Origin of the sequence: Streptomyces sp. NPDC087901, assembly GCF_044742205.1 — a bacterium.
Classification (GTDB): Bacteria; Actinomycetota; Actinomycetes; order Streptomycetales; family Streptomycetaceae; genus Streptomyces.
This window is the reverse complement of the sequence record NZ_JBIUUC010000022.1, coordinates 26,251-48,481: the sequence shown is the minus strand read 5'-3', so window position 1 is coordinate 48,481 and position 22,231 is coordinate 26,251. Positions and strand designations below refer to the sequence as shown.

The following is a 22,231-nucleotide window of genomic DNA, read 5'->3' as shown; positions in this document are numbered from 1 at the left end:
GCAGTGGGCTCGTCGCTACAGCTCCACATAGATCGCCGAAGCGTCGTCATGCGTTTTGCCGCGGCGGTGTTCACGCCGCAGCGGGTCGGCCGACTCCGCCGCCCTCACCTGGTCGACGAGCCCGTGCGGGCCCTCCTTGCGCAGCAGGCCGAGCAGGGCCTCCCAGTCGCCGAGCCCGAAGACCTCCGTCCAACGAGTCGCGCCGTCGGTGAGTGCCGCCAGCGCCGCGACCTCGGCGCGCGGCGTACTTCCTGTCACCGCGCGACGGGCGACGTCCGGGTCGGTCGCGGCGGTGAAGAACCCGCCCTCGGCATTGCGCAGTCCCTCCACCGCCCGCCCGTACTCCCGCCTCGCCGCCTCCTGTTCCGGGGAATCGAGCGGCAGCTCCTGTACCCGGTCGCGCAGCGCCCTCAGCGGCGGCGGCAGTTCGAGCACGGGCCTGTCGAACACCACGCGCAGCGCTCCGTCCGGCGCCTTGAGCAGCAGCGTCGAGTCGGACAGGACCAGGTGTTCCACTCGGTCCTGGTCCCAGCGCACCGCGACGACGGTGGTCTGCGGGGTGTGTACGTGCGTCAGGTCGCAGCTCGTACGGTGTGCTCCGGCTGTCCGCTCGATCGCCTCGGCCAGGCACTCAGCCAGGGTCAGTTCGTGCCGCGTCCCCACCAGCCCGTGCAGCGCGGCGCCGAGGCGGGCGGTGAACCAGGGCACCGAGTGCACGCACCCCGTGTCGCCGTCGGCCGGCGGGGTCACGCCGTCCAGCACGACGAGTGAGCCGCCGCCGCTGGAGGAGGGAAGAGAGACGGCGACCAGGTCTTCGTTGGGGACATCCGGCGCTCCGGGCACACAGGCCAGTTCGATGCGCATGGCTCCGCTCCTTCCTCGCGGCGGGGGGGGGTGCCAGTCGGACGCGACGTCGTCGCGCCGAGGGCCGTCGACGACATGTCAATGAACGACGACTTCGGCTGCTGAGACGGGAAGGACGCGAGCAAGGATGCGTCGTTCCTGGATGAACATGTCCTGCGGCAGGGCGTCGACGGCGAAGAAGGCCGCCTCCTTGACCTCCGACGCGTCGAGCGCAAGGGAGCCTGGCGGACACGGTGCCGAGTACACCATGGTGACCTTGTAGATCTCGTCGCCGTTCGGATAGCGGTAGTAGAACTCCGGGCCGGAGAAGACGCCCAGAAGGGTGAGGTCTTCCACGACGAGTCCGATCTCCTCCCGGACTTCACGGCAGGCCGTGTCCGTGATGGTCTCCCCGGGTTCCATATGGCCTCCGGGCAAGCTCCATTCGCCGGTGTCCGTGCGCCGGGTGAGCAAGATCCTTCCCTTGTCGTCGATGAGGGCGACCAGTGCTCCGGGCAGCAGGAGCGGTCGCGTTCCGACGTGGCTGCGCAATTCCTTGATGTAGTCCATGTCATCTCCTGTCGACGGTCAGGCCGTGGTGGTCCGGGTGAGGTGGGGCCAGGTCCGGCCGGTACGACAGTCGCTGGCCGGGTCCTTGCGGTGCAGAGATTCCGTCAGCGCCAGGAGATCGCTGTAGGGGGCTTCTGCGTAGTCCTTGAAATCTCCCGCGTCGAGCCGGCCCTTGATCTCCCGGATTCCGTCCACCACCCGTAGGCCGGCGGAGAAATCGAGGTCGCGATGGATGCGGCTGAAGTCGACCCGGTAGTCACGGCTGTCGGTCACGGTGTCCTGCATGACCAGTTCGGTTCCGGGCACCTCCGCGGCGATCAGGCGTGCGACGTCGATGATCTGGTGTCCGTCCGCGAGCGGCCCGCAGTTGTAGACCTGCGGGGTGATGGTCGTGCGGTCCGCCGCCAGCGCCAGGTGGATGGCCTTCGCCGCGTCCTGGACATGCAGGAACGGCCGCCATTGACGTCCCCCGTGCACCGTCACCCTGCCCTTGTGTACGGCGTCGCCGGTCATGACGTTGACAGCCAGGTCGAAACGCATTCTCGGCGCGAGCCCGTACAGCGTGGCGAAGCGCAGGATGAAAGGAGTGAAGTGTTCGTCCCGGTTCACCAGAAGATGGTGCTCGGCCTGCACCTTCGATGCCGCGTACACCGACTGCGGATAGAGCGGCGAGGTGACTTCGGCCGGATCGCTCCCGGAGATCCCGTAGTTGCTGCAGGTCGAGGCGAACACGAAGCGTCCGACACCCGCTCTGCGGCACGCCTCCGCCAGGCGGACTGTCCCCAAGTAGTTCACTTGCCAGGCAAGTTGCGGCGCCAGGCTGCACGCCGGGTCCCCCACCACAGCGGCGAGGTGCACCACGCTGTCCACGCCGGCCAGTTCGTGGGCCCAATCTCCGCAGTCACGAACGTCGGCACGGACGTACGAGACACCGGGTTCTCCCTCCGTACGGCCCGACGTCAGGCCGCTGTCCACGACGACGACGTCGTGTTCGCCGCCCTCGGCAAGCCTCTTCACCAGGGCTGATCCCACGTATCCGCCACCACCGGTGATCAATATGCGTGTCCGCATTCACTCTCCCTGTCGACAACAACGAGACGTACTCAGATCACCAGGTCGTCCGGTATCACGGACCCTGCGAACCATGGTTGTTCGCGGCGCAGCCAGGCCAGCAGCCCGGCGGGTTCCTGTCGTCCCCGCGTACGGAGCCGTGCCCGTATCCGTACGGTGCCGTCGGCGCCGGGCACGGGTTCCAGCTCGCAGGCATCGACCCCCGGAGCGGACTCCACGAGCGAGCGGGTCATCCGCAGATCGACCGCCACCTGGCTGCGGTGGCCTCGCAACAGGCCGCCGGAATCGGGAAAGGCGGGGATGGGGAGGTCCGAGAGTCCGGTGTCCGGGCGGTCGCGGAGCGCGCGGATGACGGCCAGGCAGTGCTGCAGCACGGTGGGGGCGTCTCGGTGCGCGATCACCGGCCGGCGTGCGGTGAGCCACAGGTGGGGTTCCGGCAGATGACGTACCACCAGGACGAGTTCCGGTTTCCCCGAGTGGGGGTCGACACCGGTGGTGGCCAGGTGGACCTCGTCGGTCTCCGGCAGGCGGAGGGATCCCGCCTCCTCGGGGCCCAGGGCGGGGAGGTAGTTGACCTCGAAGGCCGGCTGGAATGCGGCACCGTTGAACATCGTCTCCGAGTTCAGCCACTCCAGGAGTGCGTTCGCGTCGTACACACCGCGCTGAAACGCCGACGCCAGGCTGCGAGCGGTCTTCGCGGCCCTCTCACGCACGGAGTCGTCCTCGCTCCCGTCGATCAGGGCGAAGACCGGCTGGGCCAGCTGCGCGACGGCGCGGAAGTCCGCGGGCCAGAGGCGGTTCGCGAAGGTGACCTTGAATACCTGGCGATGGCTCCCGGACAGTCGGCTCGCGACGACGCTCATGGCAGTGACCCACGCGGTGTGCGGGCTGATGCCGAGCTCCTTGCAAGCGCCTTCCATCCCCTCGGCCTCTTCGGGGTCGAGCGGCTCGTGCGCCTCCTGACAGAGCTCTTCCTTCTCTCGTCTCACCGCGCCGTACGTGCATGATCTCGGAGCGTCGGCGAGAGCCTTCCGCCAATGCTCCGTATTCCTCACGACCATGGGGTCCTCGGGCGATCTGGCGAACGCACCGGCCTGACGCGGAGCACGGAACCCGGGGTCGACGTCCCCGGCGAGGAGCTGCCGCAGATGACGGGCGACGACCTGCGCTCCCAGCGCGTCCACGAACACGTGCGAGAGGGTGAGCTTGATCGCGACGACGAGGGCGGCCCGGGTGAACAGCACGGCCCTCAGGGCGCCTTGTCCGGGCGGCACCGGGACGGGTTGCCAGTCGTCCCCGCCGTCGTCCCGATGCTCGGCCGTCTCCACCAGCTCCGCGAGACGCGCCGCCGACGCGGCCACCTCGGGCGGCAGGACCTCTTGGACCAGCCTGCCCGCCTCATCTCGGGCGAGCCTGCTGCGGAGCCCCTCGTGTGCGCGTATCAGCTCCCCGAGCGCCTCCAGGGTCTCGGCCGCGGTCGCTTCGTGGCGTACACGCAGCTCCAGGTTGAGGGCCCTGTGGGGCAGGTCGGAAGCAGCCCAGTTACGCAGGTTGCGCAGCTGCGACGGATTGAGCTCCAGCAAGGTCCGCTCGTCGCCCATGATCCTCCTCGTCTCCTTCCGGAAATCCTGTCGTCGGCGTGCCGGGCGGGCGGCACTCGTCCGCCGGGCCTCAGCCATCGGCTCTTCGGAGATTGCGTACCGCCGGGACGGCCAGCAGGAGGGCGCAGACGACCAGCCCCATACCCGCGGCCGTGACCAGCACGGGGACCGTCCCCAGGACCACCGCGACCGGGGCGGCTATCGCCTGCCCGACCGGCAGCATGACCAGTGACCCGGCGGCGTCGTAGGCGTGGACCCGTCCGAGGACATGCTGAGGGATGAGGGTCTGCACGCTCGTGTGGAACATGACGCTCCAGAACGCCAGGCCGGCACCACCGATGGCGAAGCAGACCGCGACGAGCGACGCGGAGAGACCGACGGCCACCGCCAGCGGCATGAGGACGTACACGCTCACCGCGAGAGTGGCGGCCCTGAGCGGGTACTCAGGGCGAAGCCTCAGCGCCACCAGGCCGCCGAGCACGTTCCCGACTCCGAACGCCGACATGATCAGACCGAACACCGAGGCCCCGTGGTCGGTCACCAGCGTGCTGTACCCGAGGGTGAGAGTGGGCCCCCAGGAGCTGAGCTGCAGGACCATCCAGAGCACGATGACGCTCCACAGCCACGTCCTGGCGCGGAACTCGCGCCACCCCTCGATCAGGTCCAGACGCAACGACTTCGCCGCGCCGCCGCCCGCACCGGTCATCGACACCGAGCGGACCATGAGCAGGCACACCCCGCTCACAGCGAAGGTCGCTCCGTCGCATGCGACCACCCACCCGGGCGACGCGAACGCCAGCAGCAACCCGGCGAGCGAAGGGCCGACCACCGTGGTGACCGACTGCGCGACGCCGAGGGTGGCGTTCGCCTTCTGCACATCCCGGGCGATCCGCGGCGTGACGCTCGCGACACCGGGCTGGAAGACCGCTCCGCCGGCACCGGTGAGCGCCATCAGCGCAAGGATCTGCCACAGTTCCGGCCGGCCCAGGAGGAACAGCAGGGCGAGTGCCCCCTGGCACACCAGCCGGGCCGCGTCCGCGATCACCATCAGCCTGCGGGCGCCGAACCTGTCCGACAGCACCCCGCCGAAGATCAGAAGGGCAGCAAACGGTGCCACCTGCGCGGCGAGCGCGTAGCCGACGCCTTCCGCGCCGTAACCCGCCTCGATCACGGCGGCCGTGATGGCGACGGGCAGCATCACGTCTCCGAGGAGCGATGCGAAGCGAGCGATGAAGAACAGCAGGAAATCCCGAGTCCACAAGCCCGTCACAGGCTGAGGGTTTCTGATGCGCAGGGCATGAACCATGGACGATCCAGTCAGTGGTGGCTCAACAGGACGGCGCGCTGCTAGGTGTCGGAGCCCTTGAGGGTTCGCGGGGCATCCGGGCTCTTCGGCCGGCGGGGACCGGCTGCCACGGAGAGGAGTTCGACCGGTGCGCCTCCCGGTGTCTCGATCAGGGCCATGCGGACCGATCGGCCGTCGACGGCCGTGGTGATCGGAGCGGCGCGCAGCGCCGCGCCGGCGTCGACCGCTCGGGAACAGTCGGCGTCGACGGCGGTGCTCAGGACACCGATCGAAGGGAAGCCCTGATCGTTCATCGCGTGGCCCACGCCTGCTCGGGTGGACGCGCCGACGGTCCGCGGCTCCAGGACGAGGGCGCCGGAGCTCCCGGGAAACGGCGAAGGAAGGTGCCCCCACGCTTCGTCGGCCGTGACACGAACCCACTTGGCCTTCGCGAAGTCGCTCCAGAACTCCGCCTCGCGCGGCACGTCCCGCACGGAGCACAGGATGCCCGCGAGCCCGTCGGCTGCCGCCGAAGCGTCGAACCAGGCCTCGCCGTGCGGCGCGGGTACCGCCACGCACACCGGATGCTTCACCACGCCTGCCCGGCGCAGCAGTTCACGGGTACGCGGGCGGTCCCGTACCGGCAGACCGCCCGGGGGGCGGCACGCGAAGACGCCGGTGTACGCGCCCGGAACGCCGGACGTCCGGCGGTGCTGCACGACCTCCAGTTTGAGACCGGGGCCGGTCAGAAGGGCGAGCGGCAGCTTGTGGGCGTCGTCCTCGACCTGCTCGAAGGAAGCCGGAAGCGCGACTTCGTCACGGAACCGGAGTCCCAGACCCCATGTCGTAGCGGCGTCGACGCCCCGATCCAGGTTCGCCTCCATCGTCAGGTGCGTGATCCCGGCGATCATCGCTGCCCTTCTGCGGGCGTACCGGCGGTGTTCGTGCCCTGCCATGAGCTGCGCAGACTGCGCGGCACGCCGGGCAGGGCATCCCAGCGCGCGACAACGTGCGGACGGTCCAGTTTGTCCTGACCACCCCGGGGCAGCGGCTCGGTGGTCAGCACCACACGGCATGGCGCCCGTTGCACTCCCAGGGCCTCTCGGAGCCAGGTCAGCAGGGTTGCGGCACTCGCCTCGCCGCCGTCCACGAGCCGGGCCAGGACACCGATGTCCTCACTGCTGTCGGCAAGGCGCAGAGGCACTCCGGCGGCCTCCAGGACATCGGGGTGAGACAACGCCACCTCCTCCACCTCGTTCAGGTGGATGGCATAACTGCCCTTCATCACCACGTCCTTGCTCCGCCCCACCAGGTGGTAGAAGCCGTCCGTGTCACGGCGCGCGATGTCGCCGGTGCGCAGCCAACCGTCGACAAGCGTCTCCCGCGTCGCCGGCTCGTTGCGGTAGTAGCCACCGAAGACCTGAGCGCCGCGCAGTTCGATCTCGCCCTCTCCCGTTCCTTCGACGACCCGTCCCGTCAGGTCACGCAACCGCGCTTCGGCGCGCTCGGGGACCCCGATGCTGTTGGTCGCGAGCCCGTCCCCTCCCCGCCGGCCGAAGAAGGCGGCGGACGAGGTCTCGGAGAGCCCGTACGCGTTGAACAGGGGGAGGCCGAACCGTTGCTGGAATCGGTCCTGTATCCGCGCGGACAGCGGTGCGCTGCCCGTGAAGCAGAGCGGACCGGCACCGGACGTGTCACGGTCGGCGGCGAATCGGTTGATCACATCGATCAACTGCGGGACGAGGAAGGTCTGATCGATGTCGTGCGCCGCCAGCCGGGCCCAGTAGTCCCGCGCGTTCCTGACGGTCAGTTCGGGCAGCACCACCACGCACGCGCCCAGTACGGCGCCCCATGTGTGGTGCAGGTTGATGACTCCGGAGCCGGACATCCGCATCGACCGGGCGATGTGCCGTGGACGGGAGCCGCGCAGACGTTCCGACGCGGAAGCATTGCCGAGCGTGCCTTCGTGAAGGCGTTCGTGCGTGAACACGATGGCCTTCGGGTCGCCGGTGCTGCCGGATGTGTAACCGATGAACATCGCGTCCGCCGGGGCATGTTCACCGGAGTCCGGGCCGATGCGGCGTATGCGTGGCTCGGGTCCGGGTTCGATGAGGAAACCGGGGGTGCTGTGGGCGAGTACGGCTTCGCTGAGCCGGGATCCCCACTTGGGGTCGAGCAGCACCGGAGGGGAGTCGAGCTGCCACAGAGCCAGCAGGAGGGGAACGAGATCCGGGTGGTCGCGCAAAACGAGGGCACACACCCGGTGCCGGCGCACACCGTTCTCCAGCAGGACCTGGCGCAGTTTCTCAGCCCGCACACACAAGTCGGACCAGGTGAGCGTCGTCCCGGCGTGCGACTCGTTGCGGTAGCTGATGGCGGGGTCGTCAGGGCGGGTCCCGGCAAGGTACTCGTGACGCCTGAGTAATTCCCTCACGTTCCGGAAACCTCCCATTTGAGGTGGTGACTCTCCAGCTCGAACCCATTGCGGAGATAGGTTCTGTGCGCCCGCTTCCGGTGATATCCGGTATCCAGGTGGACCGCCTCACAATCGAGTCCTTCAGCCACCTTCTTCACATGTTCGAGAAGGGCTGCCCCCAGACCTTCCCCCCGCTTCTCCTCCAGGACTCCGAGGTCGTCCAGATAGATGATGCGCCCCCACGCCATGGAGTTGACCAAACGGTACCCAGCGATTCCCAGAACCTCATCTTCTCTCTCCAGGAATGAAATTCTGTACCCCTCGGCCCGCTGCTGCCTCCACCGGTCCACATACAGCTCTTCGTCCGGAATGTTGTGGCGCAGTTCACGGAAAACAGGCCAGCATCTGCGGATTTCCTGCTCCGTCTCCGCCTCCGCGATACGCCACTCTCTACCGCGTTTCGCGGTCCGTTCCGTCCCGGCCATCAGGTTTCGACCCTCCTGCGTGATGAGTCATGCAAGTTCGGCGTGGACCCCGTCCCGGAGTGCCGGCATCCGATCGCCCCGGCCAGTTCCATGCCGCCGAGGCAGAGCCCGAATTGCCTGATGAAGCCGTCGCCGGGCTCGCGCTCTCCTCGATGAGCAGATGAGCAGCAGACGAGAGGACGAGCGCGATCTCGTCGATCAGCCGCCCGGCTCACGGTGAGGCCCTCTGCGATCCCAGGCCCCGGGACACGCGTCAGCTTCTGCTTCGACGCACGGACGAGCGGTTGCGGAGTACACCTACGCGAGACCCACATGCATGCGATCCCGAGCGATATCGCGAGACTGACATGTCGAACTCCCAGTGAAATCGACCGAAGGATATCCAAAACAGGCCACACACGACTCAGCGGCCTCGGGGCCATGGATTCAGGCTCGATGGAGGCCCGGTAGAGCATGCAGAACATCGCAACCGTCGTCAATCAGCATCTCAAAATGTGAAATGCACAGTCGGCGCCTCTCCGGCAGGTCCGCCGAGCGCACCTTTCTGTCCCCGGAGCCATCAGGCGCAACATGTTGTTGCCCATCCAACCGACCGGCATCGAAGAAAAGTGCGTTCTGGCTCCGGACCGCGTTCCCGACATTCCGATTCGTCCGGTTGCACGTGTATGGTGACCGCCGTCGCAGGCCCTCCTGAGCCATCACGTGGCTGAACGCTTGCTCGTCCCCGTGGTGGCACCATCATGAGTCGAGGTGCGCATGGTCCTTTGGGACAATCTCAACGACGCCGTTTTCAATGTCGTGGTCAACTCAGCGGGACAGCGGTCACTCTGGCCGGCGGAACGCCACCTCCCCGGCGGTTGGCGACCGACGGGCTTCTCGGGGCACCGCGAGGCGTGCCTCGCGCACATCGACAGGACGAGCGCCGCGACCACGAGCGCCGCGACCCCGCCGTCCGCCCTCCCGGCCCCTGCCGGCACGCCCCGCACCGCACCGTCCGACAGCACTGCGGTCGCGTCCGGATTACGCCGCTCGGTGCCCGATACCTCCATCACCGCACTGGTGAGGGCGCAGGACATCCCAGCCGACCGGCTCGCCGCGACGCACGGCCCGGACCGCATCACCCGCGGGGAGCTGCTGAACACCGCCGCCGCATGGGCTCACGCCCTGGCCGAAGCGGGGTGCCGCCGTGAGGTACCGGTCGCCGTTCTGCTGCCCCGCAGCCTGGACGCGCTGACCGCGGTCCTCGCCGTCCTGGACTCCGGGGGCGCCTACCTGCCTCTGTCATGCGAACTGCCCCTGGAGCGGATCGAGGCGATTCTGCAGGACTCCGGCACCCGTATCGTCATCGCCACCGAGGAGCTTGCGGATCGGATCGCGGCTCCGGGCCGCACCACGCTGACAGTCCGGCAGCTGCGTGCCACTGCGCCGCCCTCCGCGTCCGCGCCGGCCACGGCCGGAGCGGACGATCTGGCCTTTGTCTTCTACACCTCAGGCACGACCGGCGAGCCCAAGGGCGTCGAAGGCACCCATCGGCAGCTGGTCAACTACGCGCTGTGGTGCGGGAACGCGTTCGATCACCGACCTGACGAATCGACGTTCCTGAGCGCGTCCCTGTTCTTCCTGGGCTCCCTGACCACGATCTTCACGCCCCTCCTGAAGGGCTGGCCCCTCACCGTCGTCCCCGAAGGCGCGAGCACCGACGACCTGCTGGAACTGTCGACGACGGCGCGGGGCGGTCTGCTCAAGCTCACTCCGACACACGTCCGCATGATGACGGCGCGCGGGGTCCCGGGTACCGGGCTCGCGCGGCAACTCATGGTGGGCAGCGAAGCGTTGTCCTTCACCGGCGAGCTCAAGGAATGGATGGCCGGATCGCCCGAGCGGGTGGTCGTCAACCACTACGGGCTGACTGAGACGCACGGCTGCTTCTGTCACTGGCTCGGGGGCGACGAGAGGGGCGGAAGCAGGGTGCCCGTCGGACGGCCGATCGACAATGTGGACGCGTACGTCGTCGACAGCAACGGCGAGCCGGTAGGCATCGACGAGGTCGGCGAACTCCTGGTGGGCGGACCGTCGTTGGGGCGCGGTTACCGCAACAGGCCCGGGCTGACGGCTCAGCGTTGGATACCCGATCCATGGGCCTCGGACGGCTCCCGGCTCCTGCGGACCGGCGATCTGGCACGCATGGACGCCGCTGGCGTGACCACGGTCCTCGGCCGCGCCGACCGGCAGGTCAAGATCCGCGGCCATCGCGTCGAGCCCAGCGCCGTGGAGCAGGCTCTGCGGGGCGTGCCGGGGGTCCAGGAGGCACTGGTGCTGCCGCGGACGCGGGACGGCCGGATGACGCTGGAGGCGTTCCTGCTCCACGGTCCGCAGGCCACTCCTGAACCACATGCGGCGAAGTCCGCGCTGGAGGCCCTGTATCCGCCGCAGTGGGTGCCCACGCACTGGGCGGTCCTGTCCGCGTTTCCGGTGAACGCCAACGGCAAGGTGGACACTCAGGCCCTCCCCGAGCCGCTGCCCCTGGGCGCCGGCTCGCCGCACCCACCGGGCGAGCCGAACCGCTGGAGCCGAACGCACCGCATCGTGGCGGCGGCGTACAGCGACGTCCTGGACATCGACGAGATCGGTCTGCACGACAGCTTCTACGCGCTGGGCGGTGATTCCCTGGCCGCCGTCAACGTCGCCGTGCGCATCGGAGAGGAATTGGGCCACGAGGTTCCGGTCCCGTCCGCGGACGCCGCGACCGTACGGGCGTACGCCGAGAAGATCGGCTCGACCACGGCCCCGCGGAGCGCCGTATGACAGCCACTCCGTCCGTGACGCTGCTCACCGGGGCGACCGGGTTTCTCGGCTCAGCGCTGGTGGGACGCTTCCTGGCGGTCGGCGACCGCGTGCGGTGCGTCGTGCGGGGCGCGACGAGTGACGACCGCACCGGGAGACTCCGCTCCGCCGTCGGCGACCTGCCGCCCGGTGCCCAGGAGAGACTGGAGGTGGTTTCCGGTGATCTCGGCGAGCCGCTTCTGGGGCTGTCTAGCGGGGAGTACGAGCACCTCGGGCAGGACGTGACGCGGGTCGTGCACTGCGGTGCCCGGGTCAACATGGCTCTCCCCTACGCCTCGCTCCATCCGTCCAATGTCGCTTCCACGGAAAGCCTGTTGGCACTCTCCGAATCCCGTGGCGCCCGCTTCTGCCACATCGGCAGTCTCGCGGCGGTGGCGCACACCGTGACCGGCGAGCCCTTCGAACTCGTCGATCCGGTCACGGGTGGATACCCACAGTCGAAGTGGGCGGCCGACCGTCTCGTCAGTACCGCCCATCAGGAGACGCGTCTGAACGCGGCCATCTTCCGGCCGGGCCGGGTCACGACGGACTCCCGCACGGGCCGTTCGAACCCCGGCGACCTGCTGGAGCTGGTCCTCCGCCGCTGTGTGCACCTCGGCGTGGTCCCGGATCTGACCGGTTCCGTCCGGCTCAGCCCCGTCGACTGGGTCGCGTCGCTCATCGTGACCCTGTCCGGCCGCACGGACTCCTGCGGCCGTGCGTACCACTTGGTGTCCGAGGAGGCGCTGCCCTGGCGTGACGCGGTCGACGTGCTGCGCGCGGCCGGGTACGAACTCGACGAGGTCCCTTACGCGAAGTGGCGTTCCCTGGTGTACCGCGCGGCGCGCGAGGACGCAGCGACCGCTCGGCTCGCGGCGTCCCTGCCCGAGCGACCGCTTGTCTTCGACAACCGTCCCGGGCTGCGCGCCACCCGTGCACGGAAACAGCTCGACCAGGAGTACCCCCTGCTGCCGCCCGCGGCAGCTCTGCTGGCCGAATGGGTCCGGACCTGGCCCGAGCAGGACCGGAGCGACTCCAGGTCCGCCGTCCGCGGCCCTCAGCCACAGGGAGCGCGATGACCCGGCACCGGCTTCTGCTGCATGACGAGCACACCCGACTCGGCGCTCGCATGGTCGAGTCCGACGACTGGCTGCTCCCGCTCGAATTCGGCGGCCCGTTCAAGGAGTACCAGGCCCACCGCAGACGCTCCGTGGTGTGGGACTCGTCCAATCTGGGGCGCGTCCGGGTAGCGGGCTCCGGTGCCTTCGAAGCGGTCCAGCGCACCTTCACCAATGACTTGCGGCGCACACGGCCGGGCCGCAGCCAGTACACGTTCCTGCTGTCACCTGACACCGGCGACGTGGTCGACGACCTGATGGTGTGGTGGGTGCGCGACGAGGAGTTCATCCTCACGCCGGGCCGGCCCGAGGCCGTGCTCGACGCGCTGCGCGGCACACACGCCGAGGCAACCACAGGGCCGTGCGACATCGAGGACGTCGCAGCCGGTCGCGTTCTGCTTGCACTACAAGGGGCGTGCGCAACCGAAGAGTTGGCCGCGCTGGGGGTGGACCCGGCCGAACTGCCGCTCTCCGCGGTGCGCGAGGTGCTGCTGGACGGGCATCCAGCCCGAATCGCCACTACCGGATTCGGGCGGCAGATCGGCTTCGAGCTGGACCTGCCGGTGGCCGTCGCACGCTCCGTGTACCGACGCCTGGTCGACGCGGGGGTCACACCGGCGGGCCTGGCCATGCGCGAGACGCACCGTCTGGAAGCCGGCATCCCCAGGCCGGGATGCGAACTCGGCCCGTCCATCTCCCCCATGGAGGCCGGCGGTTCACGGTTGGTCGCGCTCGAAACCGAGTTCGTGGGCCGTGCCGCCCTCATCGCGCGTACCCGCCGCGGGCTCGATCGTGTCCTGCGTGCCGTGGTGATGGACACCCGCGAGGCCCCGCCGGCAGGCGCCGTACTGCTCCACCACGGGGATGTGGTGGGCCGTGTCACCAGCGGGAACTACGCCCCTCGGCTGCACCGCGGCCTGGGGTTCGCGTTCGTGTGCCCGCACATCGGCGTGGGGTCCGCCGTGGCCGTGGGCGGCCCCCACGGAGAACTCGGGGGCAGGATCAGCGCGGTCCCCGTCGATCCGGAGGTGGTGTTGTGAGTACACCGGAGCAAGGCAACGGCCCCCCGGGGTTGCGCGACCCGGAGGACGCCCGGCTTCCGAGCGGCCCGGTCGCGGCCGGGCAGCCCTACCCGGCGTATCGCATCGACCCCGGCCTGCGCCGGGTCGCCCGGCTGTACCGGCGCGTCGATCATGCCGACGCGCAGGCCGCACGTCGCGAGGCCGCCCGCCGTGTCAGAGTGGCGCAGCTGGCGGGCCTGTGGACGGCGACCGACCCCGCCGTGCACGTCGAGGACCACGTCGTGCGCGACGACACGGGCCATGAGGTGGCGGTACGGACCTACCGCGCCAAGGCCGAGCCGGGCCCTCGGCCCGCCGTGATGTACCTGCATGGTGGTGCCTTCATCTCGGGCGACCTCGACTTCGAGCACCCTCGCTGCCTGGAGACCTGTCGGGAGACGGGGTGCACCGTTGTGGCCGTGGACTACCGCCTGGCGCCGGAACACCCTTACCCCGCCGCCCTCGACGACTGCGTTGCCGCCTACCGGTGGCTGTGCTCCGAGGGCGCGTCGATCGGCGTGGAGACAGCACGGATCGCGATCGCCGGGGCCAGCGCGGGCGGCGCCCTCGCAGCGGCTCTGTGCATGCGCGCCCGGGACGGCGGACTCCCGGCACCCGCACTGCAGATGCTGTTGTATCCCGTGATGGACGACCGGCTCCGGACGGCTTCCGTGCGGGTGTTCACCGACACGCCCGCATGGGACGCGCCCAACTGCACGCACATGTGGAACCACTACCTGGGGCCGGTGGAGCGCCGCGGCAACGTGTCCCCGTATGCCGCTCCCGGTCGGGCCACCGACCTGTCGGAACTGCCGGACGCCTACGTGATGACCGCCGAGCTCGACCCGTTGAGGGACGAGGGTGCGCACTACGCGCAGGCGCTGGCGGACGCCGGCGTCCCCACCGAACTGCACTGTTTCGCCGGGGCGTTCCACGCCTTCGACACGCTGTCCACGGCGTCGCTCTCGCTCCGGGCCCGACGCGAGCACCACGAAGTGCTGCGCACCGGGCTCGGCCGGAACTCCGGCCGGGCCCGCCGAACCGAGGCACCGGCCACCACCTGAGGAGAATGTCCATGCCCTCCGAGGACGCATTCGTCCAGAACGCCCTTCAGTTCCTGCAAGAGATCGGCGCCGACACGTCGCTGGTGACTGCCGACACCCATCTCTTCGAGGCAGGGTTGCTGGACTCCCTGGGAACGCTCGCCTTCCTCGACTTCCTCGAACAGCAGCGCGGTGCGGAGGTCGAGATCGACTCGCTCGACTTCGACGCGATCGCGACGCTGCGCAGCACCTACGCGTTCGTCTTCCCGCGTTGACACCGTTCGGTCCGACGGAAGGGACTTCGTCATGAAGGTTGGATTCATCGGCCCCGGTCTGATGGGGGCACCAATGGTGGAACGGCTCCTCGCCGCGGAGCACGAGGTCGTGGTCTCCTCGCGGGCCCCCGGCCGGCTGCCGGCCGGGTGGAACGTCGTCGGCTCGCCCGAAGCGGCGGCCGAAGGCGCGGAGGTCATCTGCTCGATCCTGCCGGACTCCGCCGAGGTCGAGTCGGTGGTCGACGCGGTGCTGACCGTGGCCGAGCCGGGTTCGGTCCTCCTGGAAATGACGACGCATTCGCCCCGGGTGGCCCGCCGGCTCGCTGCCCGCGCCGAGCGACACGGTGTGAGCTACCTGGACAGCCCGGCCGGAGGCGGAATCGCCGCGGTACGCGACGGCACACTGGCGTTCTGGGTCGGCGGGCCGCGGGAGGCGCTCGAGCGGGCGCGGCCCGTCCTCACCGCGGTGGGCGACGGGGAACGTCTGCGGCACTGCGGGCCCGTCGGCTCCGGCCTCACCGTCAAGCTGGTCAACAACTACCTGGTCGCGGTGAACGCGGTGGCCTCCGGCGAGGCCCTGGCGATGGTGCGCGAGGCCGGACTCGATGTCTCCGTGGCCATCGACGCCATCACGTCCGGCGGTGGGGGCGCCAACGCCCAGCTGGCGAACCTGTACCCGAAACGGGTCATGGTGGGCGACTTCACTGCGGGCTTCAAGCTGGAGTACATGGTCAAGGACCTGGGGCACGCCTTCGATCTGGCGGCGGAACTGGGCGTCGGCTCCCCCGTCGGGCGCGCCGCCGGGGACCGCATGTCCGAGGCGCTCGATCAGTACGGTGGCGAGGTCGACTTCGGCTCGGTGTCCCACCTCAACGAATGGTGACCGCCTCGCCGACGCCACGCCGTCCCGAGGCTCCGGCTCGTGGACTCCCGTCGGCCGGTCCCATGTGCTCTGACGCCAGAAGCGATGAGGAGTGACGAAATGCAGCCGTGGTTCCATGTCCCCGCACTCACCGGCTCCCTGGTCCGGTTGGAGCCGTTGTCCGCCGATCACGCGGCCGACCTCGCTCAGGCCGTCGAGGAGGATCGCAGCAACTACACCTTCACGCTCGTCCCCCGGGCCGAGGAGGTGGTCGGCTATCTGGCAGCTCAGTTCGACCGCATGACGGACGGACTCGTCCCGTTCGCGCTGGTCCGGCGGAGCGACGGTCGCGCCGTGGGCTGCACGGCGTACTGGGAACCCCGGTACTGGCCGGGTCGAAAGGATCTGCAGGCTGTCGAGATCGGCTTCACCTGGCTCGGCGCCTCCGCGCAGGGCAGTGGGATCAACGCCGAGGCCAAGCTGCTGTTGATGCGCTACGCGTTCGAGGAACTGCGGGTGGTCCGGGTCGATCTCAAGACGGACGCCCGCAACCATCGGTCACGCCGGGCCATCGAGGCGACCGGCGCCACCTACGAGGGTGTCCTGCGCAACTGGTCGATGTCATGGGCCCCCGGCGAGGAGGGGCGGCTCAGGGACTCCGCCATGTACTCCGTCGTGAGCGCGGAATGGGCCGGCGTCGAGGCCCGCTTGCTCGAACGGCTCGCCGAGCAGCATGGCAGCATCCGGACGGAGCGCCCCGGGATCTCCGAAGGCTCGGCCGCCTGAGACGGAGAGGGGAACACCCGACTCAGCCGGGCCAAAGGGCCCGTGAAGGTTGCCGGCCCAACTGTGCGAATGCCGTGGAATTCCTATGAATGGGCGGCCGGGCGCCGCACCACCCCGCCAGAAAAGACCAGTTCCTTACTTACCGCCTATTGCCAATTGAAGACAGGCGTGGAAGGGACACGGTCCGACGGGTCAAGAGATCCCAGTCGCGGGTTTCAGAGGCTTCCCCTACCGGAACCGATACCCATTCCGGGCAACACGGTCACCAGCCATTGCGCAGGCCCCGGTGGCTGATTTGTTTCGCTGCCCGCAATGGCATCATCGCCACAGGAGCGGCGGCGTCGAGTGCCGGCTCCCGATGGCGTTCGACGCCGTCCGCCTCCGTCGAATCCCTTCGACGTCTCAGTCATCGGACTTGACGGTCTTCATCGTCAGGTGCGAGTTCACCCTCGTCACGACGGGCAGCACGATGAGCCTGCCGGTCAGGAACTTCTCGTACGCCACAAGGTCCTCAACTGCGACCCGGATGAAGAAATCGGGCTGCCCGAACATCCGCCGCACCTCGATGACCTCGTCGTACGCGGCCACCTGACGCTCGAACTCCTCCAGCGAGGCGAGGTCGCGGCCACCGACATCGACGGCGATGACGACCTCGACGTTGCGTCCCATGACCGCCGGGTCGATACGGGCGCGGTAGCCGGCGATCACGCCCGCCTCACGCAGACGCTTGACCCTGCGCAGGCAGGGCGGGGGGCTCAAGCCCACACGCTGCGCCAGCTCAACGTTGGTGAGCCGCCCGTTTCTGGACAGTTGGAGCAATATTGCGCGGTCTATGGCATCCAGTGACCGGTCGCTACTCATGAGAAGCACTTTAGCAACGAAGTCGAACAACTTCCGTTTCTTTAGAGTTCTTGAATAACTCGACATCGCACTCGGCGGTCTCATTAACTGAGATGGCACTTGCTGAACCCACGGGCAACTCGTGTACCGTGAAGTCTACTTAATGGATTCAACGGCCCCTGACTCACTGATTCGACATATCTGTCCACAAGTGGCGTTGGACTGAAATCCCGTTATTCACTGCACTGCCGGTCCGGAACCCGAGTTCGTCTCTTCGGGGCGGTGGGCGTGATTCACGCCTCAGGGGCTGCACGCGTAAGCCGGCCGGGGAAGTGATGCGGTCTACGTCGCCCACCCGGTGCACGGTCACGTCGCACATCCTCAACGGGCCGCTCCGGCCCGGCGCGTGACGATGCGCGAGCCGGCCCGCGCAGCTCATCACCGGACCCTGGACCACGCAACGCCGGCGGCGGACTCCCCCGGGGCATCCGCCGCCCGACGCTCCGGACGAACCACCCTCCTGTGCACCACGACTGCTGTCACGGCGAGATCCACGAGGGGAAGCCATGCCCGTGTCTGTGTCCTTGTCGAACACCCACCTTGCCGGTATCGACACGGCGGCGGCATTTCGCGCCGCCGTGGGTGCGTCACCGGATCCGAACTGCCTGGCCGGCGTCCTCGGCGCGTGCCTGCGCCCGCTCGTGTACAGCCGCCACCACTGGCTGGTGTACCGGGGCGAGTACCGGGTGCGCGCCGACTTGCGCTCGGCCCTGGAGTCGCTGCGCGAGCGTGCCCCCGGGGAATGGCACGACGAGGAGGCGGACCTCGCCCTGACCCTGTTCGCGCTGGACGCCGCCGCCGTCGGACTCGACGAGCTCGAGGACCGGGCGGACTCGGCGGCGGCGCGCACCACGCTGCTCGCGCGCCACGCGCTGTACGCGTCCGTCCTCGATCCGGACGAGTCCGCCCCGCAAGCCCTGCTCGACCTGGCATTCCGGGTGGCGCGCATGCGCGCACTGGTCGAGGAGACGCACGAGCTGTACTCGGTCATCGACGGCCGCGCCTGGTTCCGTACCGAGGGAGTGATCCCGGGCAAGGACATCGATCGCAGCGTGCTCCCGGTGCCGGTCGAGGAAGCACTCGACGCCCTGCCCGGCTCCGGCAACGGGACCTCCGCGTCCGCTCGCCTGACCGCCGCGACGCGCAAGGCCGTCGCCCTGGACGCACAGAGCGCCTCCGTGCTCCGCGCGATCATGGCGGCGGCTCTCGAGGACCCTGTGCTGCGCGCGGACCATGTCACACTCACCTGCCCCATGGGCAACATGCTGGACCAGCCGCACGAAATGACGACCAGTCAGGCGTTTTTCACCGAAACGCAGTTGCGCGAGGGAATCGAACTGGAGGACTTCGCCGATCGGTTGGGGCACGCGTCCGACGAGCAACTGCAGCGCACCGTGCGCGCCCGCATGCTGAAGCTGAAGCGCGGGGCCATCCGCAGCCTGTACGGCCCCGGCTGCATGCAGGGCCAGTTCGTGGAGAAGCACGGCGGACACATGCTGTTCCGCAACGAGGACGCCCACTACCGGGGCCACCAGAGCATCGGTTGCTCCAGCGGCGGCCGGGCCTCGTTCGCCCTGGGCTACCGCCTGGCCGAAGGCGCCGAGCACGTGCTGACATCCATGGTCGGCGACTTCCGGGTCGTGCGGATGAGCCACGACCCGCGCGACGAGTTCACCGTCGACGAACTCAAGCACACCATCCGCTACGCCGAGTGGATCCGGGTCGTGGTGGAGGAGACCTACCGGGCCGGCGCGGTCATCCGCAGGGACGACGCGTAGGCATCGGCGAAGCCCCCGTCCGAGAGGAGACGTCATGCGCATGTGGATCGACCAGTCCCAGTGCCAGAACAGCGGCCTGTGCGAGGAGGAGGCACCGGAGCTGTTCGCCATCGGGGACGGCTTCCTGGCGTACGTGCGCCAGGACGGCGAAGTCCTCGACCAGCCAGGCGGCGAGGGCAGCCAGGCCGAGGTGCCCGAGCACCAGGTGGCACTCGCCGAGCAGTGCGCCAAGGCGTGCCCTGCCTTGTGCATCCACCTCGTGGACTGAAGAGAGGCGGGCCGCCGGACGTGGACCGACAGACCCGGAGCCCGTCGCACCACTCAAGGAACACAGACACCCAACGTAACGGAGCAGATGTGACCGTCATTTCGGATCAGCCGTCTCAGCTCTCGCTCGACGAGGCGCACAGCCGCATCCAGGCCCTGGCACACGGATGCGCCGAGCACCCCGCCGTGAAAAACGCCTTCTACGACATGTGGATCGCCGAAGAGCTCACGGCCGACGAGGTGGAACTCGTCGCCAAGAACTTCTACGAGCGCGTGCGACGCACCCCGATCCGCATCGCACTGGCCTTTCTGCACATGGAGGACATCACCGCACGTGCCGAGACGGTGGAGAACCTCTATGACGAGATGGGGCACGGAGATCCCGCCAAGGCCCACTCGGTGATACTGCGCGACTTCCTGGAGAGCCTGTTGAGCCGGATGCGCGGCCACGCCGTCGACCTGGCCACGGTGAAGGCCCCGGTGCTGCCGTCGACACTGCGCCTCATCGAGGAGAGCGAGAAGGTGTTCAGCAGCCCGTATCCGCAGGAGGTCTGCGGCGCCCTGCTCGCCCAGGAGTGGCACGCGTATCCGCAGCTGGTCAGCCTGTACGAGGGTGTGCGCAACTACCGCCGTCACTACGGGTTCGAGGAGTTCCACGAGCAGTGTGAGTTCTTCTATCTGCACATAGGGGCCACGGAGAAGGAACACAAGGTCCACTCCCTGTCGACCGCCGCCAGGGCCTGCAGCTCGCCGGAGGACATCGAACAACTGGAGAAGGGCTTCGCGACCTACCTCGACCTGCTCGCCGAGAACTGGGCCGAGATCCATAGCGTGCTCAGGCCCAGCTGAACCACGGCCGCCGGCCCGGCACCGAACACCCTGGCACCCCGGCACCGGGCCGGTGCGCGCCAGGGTGTTCGGTCCGGCCATGGCCGCCCCGGCCGACTCACACGACAGGAGTCCGTAATCGCCACGCAAGCTGCCCTGATTCCTGCGCACAGCATCGGCCGAGGGCCGTGCGCCGCGGAGCCCGACCATATGTGGGGGACCTTGTTCGAGAAGGTCTCGGCCCTGTCGCGACGTGAGTTCGAGGTCTTCTGTCTCCTGGCCGAGGGGGCTTCGAACCGTTCGATCTCGAATTTCCTGAAGGTCACCGAACGGACGGTGAAGGCCCACGTGGCACAGGTGCTGGCCAAGCTCGACGTGGAGTCCCGTCTGCAGGCGGGGATCGTCGCCTTCGCCTGGGCGGTGCACATCAGCAACCGCACCTCACCCGTACTGCCCTCACCTCCGTGCTCCACGCCTCTCGTGCACGCCCGCGGACACGGCTGATCCGGCGGATGCCCGCCCCCGCCCGTGCACCGGACGGGCACCGTGCGCGCTCAGGAGACACCCACCAGCCGCAGCAGGGCCGTGCACGCGGCGGCCGCCAGGACCACCACGACGAACGGCACCTTGCGCCAGGCGAGAAGACCTCCCACCAGCACTCCGATCGGGCGGGCCACCCCCACCCACTCATGGGCCTCGAACAGCGCGGCGGTGGCGACCAGGGCGGCGAGCAGCACCACTGCGGAGCGCTCCATGAGCTTCTCCACCGCGGGCGGGAACGCGACCTTGGAGCGCAACGCCGGGCCCGCCAGACGGAATGCGTACGTACCGACGGCCAGCACGAGCATCGCCCCCACCAGCAACGGAGTGTTCGTCATCGCGCGCCTTCTTCCTCTCGTACCCGCCCGGTCGCCAGGACGAGACCGGCCAGCGCCAGCAGGACGGGCAGCCCGACCGGCAGGAACGGTGTCGCGACAAGGGCGAGCGCGGAACCGGCGAGTGCCGCGTTCCGGGTCTTCCGGTCTCGCAGGGCCGGCAGGATGAGCGCCAGGATGACCGCCGGGAACATGGCGTCCAGGCCGAGGGCATCCGTATCCTTGATCACCGAACCGGCCATGCCGCCCAGGAGGGCGCCGAGCGGCCAGCACACCAGGATGCCGAGTCCGCACAGCCGGTACGCGGCACGCTTGGCGGGCAGCTCCTTCTGCGCCAGGGCGAAGACGACGGTCTCGTCGTTCATCAGGTGGGTACTGAGGAGCCGGCTCCAGCCGCGGCCGATGACCTCCGGGATCGCCAGCCCGAAGGGCAGGTGCCGGGCGTTGACGAGCAGCCCCGCCAGAACGGCCGCGATGGGGCTGCCGCCCGCGGCGATGATCCCGATGAACAGGAACTCCGAGGACGCGGCGACGACGAGCACTCCCAGCAGGACCGGCGCCCACAGAGGAAACCCGGATGCCACCGCGATCGCGCCGTAGGACAGACCGATGACACCGACCGCCAGACACACCAATGCCACGTCCCGCAGCACTTCGCGCTCTAGAGTTCTCCATAACGAACGCATGGGATACATAATGAACGCCACGACGGTCGTTCGTCAAGGCGAACACTCGACCGGTGGAGCGAACGACAATGAAGACACCCCCGACAGCGGCCGACTCCACGAAGCCCCCGATCGAGGCCATCGCCGCCGCTCTGCGCCGAGAACGCAACCGCGCCGGCCTGAGCCTCAGCGAGGTCGCGCAGCGGGCCGGGATCGCCAAATCCACCCTCTCCCAACTGGAATCGGGCTCGGGAAACCCCAGCCTGGAGACTCTCTGGGCGCTGTGCGTCGCACTGGACACGCCGTTCTCCCGGTTGGTCGAACCCCGCCAGCCCCAGGTCCACGTGATCAGGGCCGGGGAAGGTGCCGCCGTCTCCTCCACCCAGGCCGACTACCACGCGGTGCTTCTGTCGGCCTGCCCGCCCGGCGCGCGACGCGACATCTACCGCGTCACCGCCGAGCCGGGGCACCAGCGCACGTCGGATCCGCACATGCCGGGAGTCATGGAGCACGTGGTGCTGGGCGCCGGCCGCGCGCTGGTGGGGCCCGCCGACGACGCCGTGGAACTGGGCCCCGGTGACGCCATCACCTACCCGGCCGATCTGCCCCATGTGTTCCGCGCGCTGGAGCCGGGCACCTGGGCCGTACTCGTCAGCGAGCACGTGTAGGGCCCGCGGGG

General features: G+C 69.0%; 23 protein-coding genes and 1 pseudogene. 13 read left to right on the top strand and 11 right to left on the bottom strand.

All coding sequences use genetic code 11. The features are described from left to right. Nucleotides 1-15: 15 nt before the first annotated feature. The 8 genes from ACIOEW_RS38530 to ACIOEW_RS38495 all read right to left on the bottom strand — a co-directional run bounded on the left by ACIOEW_RS38530 (nt 16) and on the right by ACIOEW_RS38495 (nt 8,271). Entirely contained in the window at nt 16-864 is an 849-nt protein-coding gene (locus ACIOEW_RS38530) for a hypothetical protein (protein WP_362554765.1), read from the bottom strand. Between the two features lie 78 nt (nt 865-942). Continuing rightward, nucleotides 943-1,413: an NUDIX hydrolase gene (locus tag ACIOEW_RS38525; RefSeq protein WP_362554767.1), complete on the bottom strand. Its 471-nt coding sequence runs from the start codon at nt 1,411-1,413 to the stop codon at nt 943-945. A gap of 18 nt (nt 1,414-1,431) precedes the next feature. Beyond that, nucleotides 1,432-2,484 carry an NAD-dependent epimerase/dehydratase family protein gene (locus ACIOEW_RS38520; RefSeq protein ID WP_401969992.1) on the bottom strand — a complete coding sequence of 351 codons (1,053 nt, stop codon included), beginning with the start codon at nt 2,482-2,484 and terminating at the stop codon, nt 1,432-1,434. Nucleotides 2,485-2,516: 32 nt separating this feature from the next. Beyond that, on the bottom strand, nt 2,517-4,085 hold the full coding sequence (locus tag ACIOEW_RS38515) for a hypothetical protein (RefSeq protein WP_401969990.1): 1,569 nt from the start codon (nt 4,083-4,085) through the stop codon (nt 2,517-2,519). Between the two features lie 70 nt (nt 4,086-4,155). After that, entirely contained in the window at nt 4,156-5,355 is a 1,200-nt protein-coding gene (locus ACIOEW_RS38510; protein WP_401969989.1) for an MFS transporter, read from the bottom strand. Between the two features lie 77 nt (nt 5,356-5,432). After that, nucleotides 5,433-6,281 (bottom strand): hypothetical protein, encoded by an 849-nt coding sequence (locus tag ACIOEW_RS38505; protein WP_401969987.1) that lies wholly within the window; start codon nt 6,279-6,281, stop codon nt 5,433-5,435. Beyond that, entirely contained in the window at nt 6,278-7,804 is a 1,527-nt protein-coding gene (locus ACIOEW_RS38500) for a class I adenylate-forming enzyme family protein (protein WP_401969985.1), read from the bottom strand. The genes ACIOEW_RS38505 and ACIOEW_RS38500 overlap by 4 nt, the downstream gene beginning before the upstream one ends. Next, a complete protein-coding gene (locus ACIOEW_RS38495) occupies nt 7,801-8,271 on the bottom strand; it encodes a GNAT family N-acetyltransferase (protein ID WP_401969983.1) in 471 nt (156 codons plus the stop codon). Before ACIOEW_RS38495 ends, ACIOEW_RS38500 begins: the two co-directional genes overlap by 4 nt. A gap of 756 nt (nt 8,272-9,027) precedes the next feature. Between ACIOEW_RS38495 and ACIOEW_RS38490 the strand changes: the two are divergent. From ACIOEW_RS38490 to ACIOEW_RS38455, 8 genes and pseudogenes are all read left to right on the top strand, one after another. After that, nucleotides 9,028-9,171, top strand: a pseudogene (locus ACIOEW_RS38490) (MbtH family NRPS accessory protein); the annotation flags it as partial. A gap of 132 nt (nt 9,172-9,303) precedes the next feature. Then, the gene (locus ACIOEW_RS38485; protein ID WP_401970027.1) at nt 9,304-11,076 is read left to right on the top strand and encodes an amino acid adenylation domain-containing protein; all 1,773 of its coding nucleotides are present in this window, start codon (nt 9,304-9,306) and stop codon (nt 11,074-11,076) included. Then, a complete protein-coding gene (locus ACIOEW_RS38480) occupies nt 11,073-12,173 on the top strand; it encodes a thioester reductase domain-containing protein (protein ID WP_401969980.1) in 1,101 nt (366 codons plus the stop codon). The genes ACIOEW_RS38485 and ACIOEW_RS38480 overlap by 4 nt, the downstream gene beginning before the upstream one ends. Beyond that, entirely contained in the window at nt 12,170-13,252 is a 1,083-nt protein-coding gene (locus ACIOEW_RS38475) for a glycine cleavage T C-terminal barrel domain-containing protein (protein ID WP_401969978.1), read from the top strand. Before ACIOEW_RS38480 ends, ACIOEW_RS38475 begins: the two co-directional genes overlap by 4 nt. After that, nucleotides 13,249-14,337 (top strand): alpha/beta hydrolase, encoded by a 1,089-nt coding sequence (locus tag ACIOEW_RS38470; protein WP_362554787.1) that lies wholly within the window; start codon nt 13,249-13,251, stop codon nt 14,335-14,337. The genes ACIOEW_RS38475 and ACIOEW_RS38470 overlap by 4 nt, the downstream gene beginning before the upstream one ends. Before the next feature lie 11 nt (nt 14,338-14,348). Next, the gene (locus ACIOEW_RS38465; RefSeq protein ID WP_362554789.1) at nt 14,349-14,591 is read left to right on the top strand and encodes a phosphopantetheine-binding protein; all 243 of its coding nucleotides are present in this window, start codon (nt 14,349-14,351) and stop codon (nt 14,589-14,591) included. A 31-nt stretch (nt 14,592-14,622) separates the two neighbouring features. Then, complete coding sequence (locus tag ACIOEW_RS38460) at nt 14,623-15,474, top strand: NAD(P)-dependent oxidoreductase (RefSeq protein WP_362554791.1); 852 nt, start codon at nt 14,623-14,625, stop codon at nt 15,472-15,474. 99 nt (nt 15,475-15,573) lie between these two features. Continuing rightward, complete coding sequence (locus ACIOEW_RS38455; protein WP_401969975.1) at nt 15,574-16,239, top strand: GNAT family N-acetyltransferase; 666 nt, start codon at nt 15,574-15,576, stop codon at nt 16,237-16,239. A 402-nt stretch (nt 16,240-16,641) separates the two neighbouring features. On the opposite strand, the gene ACIOEW_RS38450 is transcribed toward ACIOEW_RS38455, so the two are convergent. Beyond that, the gene (locus tag ACIOEW_RS38450) at nt 16,642-17,100 is read right to left on the bottom strand and encodes an Lrp/AsnC family transcriptional regulator (protein WP_350993584.1); all 459 of its coding nucleotides are present in this window, start codon (nt 17,098-17,100) and stop codon (nt 16,642-16,644) included. A gap of 545 nt (nt 17,101-17,645) precedes the next feature. On the opposite strand from ACIOEW_RS38450, the gene ACIOEW_RS38445 reads away from it, so the two are divergent. The 4 genes from ACIOEW_RS38445 (at nt 17,646) to ACIOEW_RS38430 (ending at nt 20,516) form a co-directional block, all read left to right on the top strand. Continuing rightward, entirely contained in the window at nt 17,646-18,917 is a 1,272-nt protein-coding gene (locus tag ACIOEW_RS38445; RefSeq protein WP_401969973.1) for a hypothetical protein, read from the top strand. A gap of 34 nt (nt 18,918-18,951) precedes the next feature. Beyond that, complete coding sequence (locus tag ACIOEW_RS38440) at nt 18,952-19,185, top strand: ferredoxin (protein ID WP_362554797.1); 234 nt, start codon at nt 18,952-18,954, stop codon at nt 19,183-19,185. 89 nt (nt 19,186-19,274) lie between these two features. Continuing rightward, nucleotides 19,275-20,033, top strand: coding sequence for an iron-containing redox enzyme family protein (locus ACIOEW_RS38435; RefSeq protein ID WP_401969971.1), 759 nt, complete (start codon nt 19,275-19,277; stop codon nt 20,031-20,033). A gap of 189 nt (nt 20,034-20,222) precedes the next feature. Continuing rightward, on the top strand, nt 20,223-20,516 hold the full coding sequence (locus tag ACIOEW_RS38430; RefSeq protein ID WP_401969969.1) for a helix-turn-helix transcriptional regulator: 294 nt from the start codon (nt 20,223-20,225) through the stop codon (nt 20,514-20,516). 50 nt (nt 20,517-20,566) lie between these two features. Here ACIOEW_RS38430 and ACIOEW_RS38425 read toward each other — a convergent pair whose 3' ends face one another. Continuing rightward, nucleotides 20,567-20,890 carry an AzlD domain-containing protein gene (locus ACIOEW_RS38425; protein WP_362554803.1) on the bottom strand — a complete coding sequence of 108 codons (324 nt, stop codon included), beginning with the start codon at nt 20,888-20,890 and terminating at the stop codon, nt 20,567-20,569. Then, on the bottom strand, nt 20,887-21,573 hold the full coding sequence (locus ACIOEW_RS38420; protein ID WP_362554805.1) for an AzlC family ABC transporter permease: 687 nt from the start codon (nt 21,571-21,573) through the stop codon (nt 20,887-20,889). Before ACIOEW_RS38420 ends, ACIOEW_RS38425 begins: the two co-directional genes overlap by 4 nt. 68 nt (nt 21,574-21,641) lie before the next feature. Here ACIOEW_RS38420 and ACIOEW_RS38415 point away from each other — a divergent pair, with 68 nt between their 5' ends. Then, nucleotides 21,642-22,220, top strand: a complete 579-nt coding sequence (locus tag ACIOEW_RS38415) for an XRE family transcriptional regulator (protein ID WP_362554807.1) — start codon at nt 21,642-21,644, stop codon at nt 22,218-22,220. Nucleotides 22,221-22,231: the final 11 nt, after the last annotated feature.

Coding starts and splice junctions, on each gene's coding strand:
- ACIOEW_RS38520 (WP_401969992.1), bottom strand. CDS start 2,484: ATGCGGACACGCATATTGATCACCGGTGGTGGCGGATACGTGGGATCA.
- ACIOEW_RS38515 (WP_401969990.1), bottom strand. CDS start 4,085: ATGGGCGACGAGCGGACCTTGCTGGAGCTCAATCCGTCGCAGCTGCGC.
- ACIOEW_RS38455 (WP_401969975.1), top strand. CDS start 15,574: ATGCAGCCGTGGTTCCATGTCCCCGCACTCACCGGCTCCCTGGTCCGG.
- ACIOEW_RS38530 (WP_362554765.1), bottom strand. CDS start 864: ATGCGCATCGAACTGGCCTGTGTGCCCGGAGCGCCGGATGTCCCCAAC.
- ACIOEW_RS38460 (WP_362554791.1), top strand. CDS start 14,623: ATGAAGGTTGGATTCATCGGCCCCGGTCTGATGGGGGCACCAATGGTG.
- ACIOEW_RS38525 (WP_362554767.1), bottom strand. CDS start 1,413: ATGGACTACATCAAGGAATTGCGCAGCCACGTCGGAACGCGACCGCTC.
- ACIOEW_RS38505 (WP_401969987.1), bottom strand. CDS start 6,281: ATGATCGCCGGGATCACGCACCTGACGATGGAGGCGAACCTGGATCGG.
- ACIOEW_RS38415 (WP_362554807.1), top strand. CDS start 21,642: ATGAAGACACCCCCGACAGCGGCCGACTCCACGAAGCCCCCGATCGAG.
- ACIOEW_RS38420 (WP_362554805.1), bottom strand. CDS start 21,573: ATGCGTTCGTTATGGAGAACTCTAGAGCGCGAAGTGCTGCGGGACGTG.
- ACIOEW_RS38495 (WP_401969983.1), bottom strand. CDS start 8,271: ATGGCCGGGACGGAACGGACCGCGAAACGCGGTAGAGAGTGGCGTATC.
- ACIOEW_RS38450 (WP_350993584.1), bottom strand. CDS start 17,100: ATGAGTAGCGACCGGTCACTGGATGCCATAGACCGCGCAATATTGCTC.
- ACIOEW_RS38440 (WP_362554797.1), top strand. CDS start 18,952: ATGCGCATGTGGATCGACCAGTCCCAGTGCCAGAACAGCGGCCTGTGC.
- ACIOEW_RS38425 (WP_362554803.1), bottom strand. CDS start 20,890: ATGACGAACACTCCGTTGCTGGTGGGGGCGATGCTCGTGCTGGCCGTC.
- ACIOEW_RS38430 (WP_401969969.1), top strand. CDS start 20,223: ATGTGGGGGACCTTGTTCGAGAAGGTCTCGGCCCTGTCGCGACGTGAG.
- ACIOEW_RS38445 (WP_401969973.1), top strand. CDS start 17,646: ATGCCCGTGTCTGTGTCCTTGTCGAACACCCACCTTGCCGGTATCGAC.
- ACIOEW_RS38480 (WP_401969980.1), top strand. CDS start 11,073: ATGACAGCCACTCCGTCCGTGACGCTGCTCACCGGGGCGACCGGGTTT.
- ACIOEW_RS38475 (WP_401969978.1), top strand. CDS start 12,170: ATGACCCGGCACCGGCTTCTGCTGCATGACGAGCACACCCGACTCGGC.
- ACIOEW_RS38465 (WP_362554789.1), top strand. CDS start 14,349: ATGCCCTCCGAGGACGCATTCGTCCAGAACGCCCTTCAGTTCCTGCAA.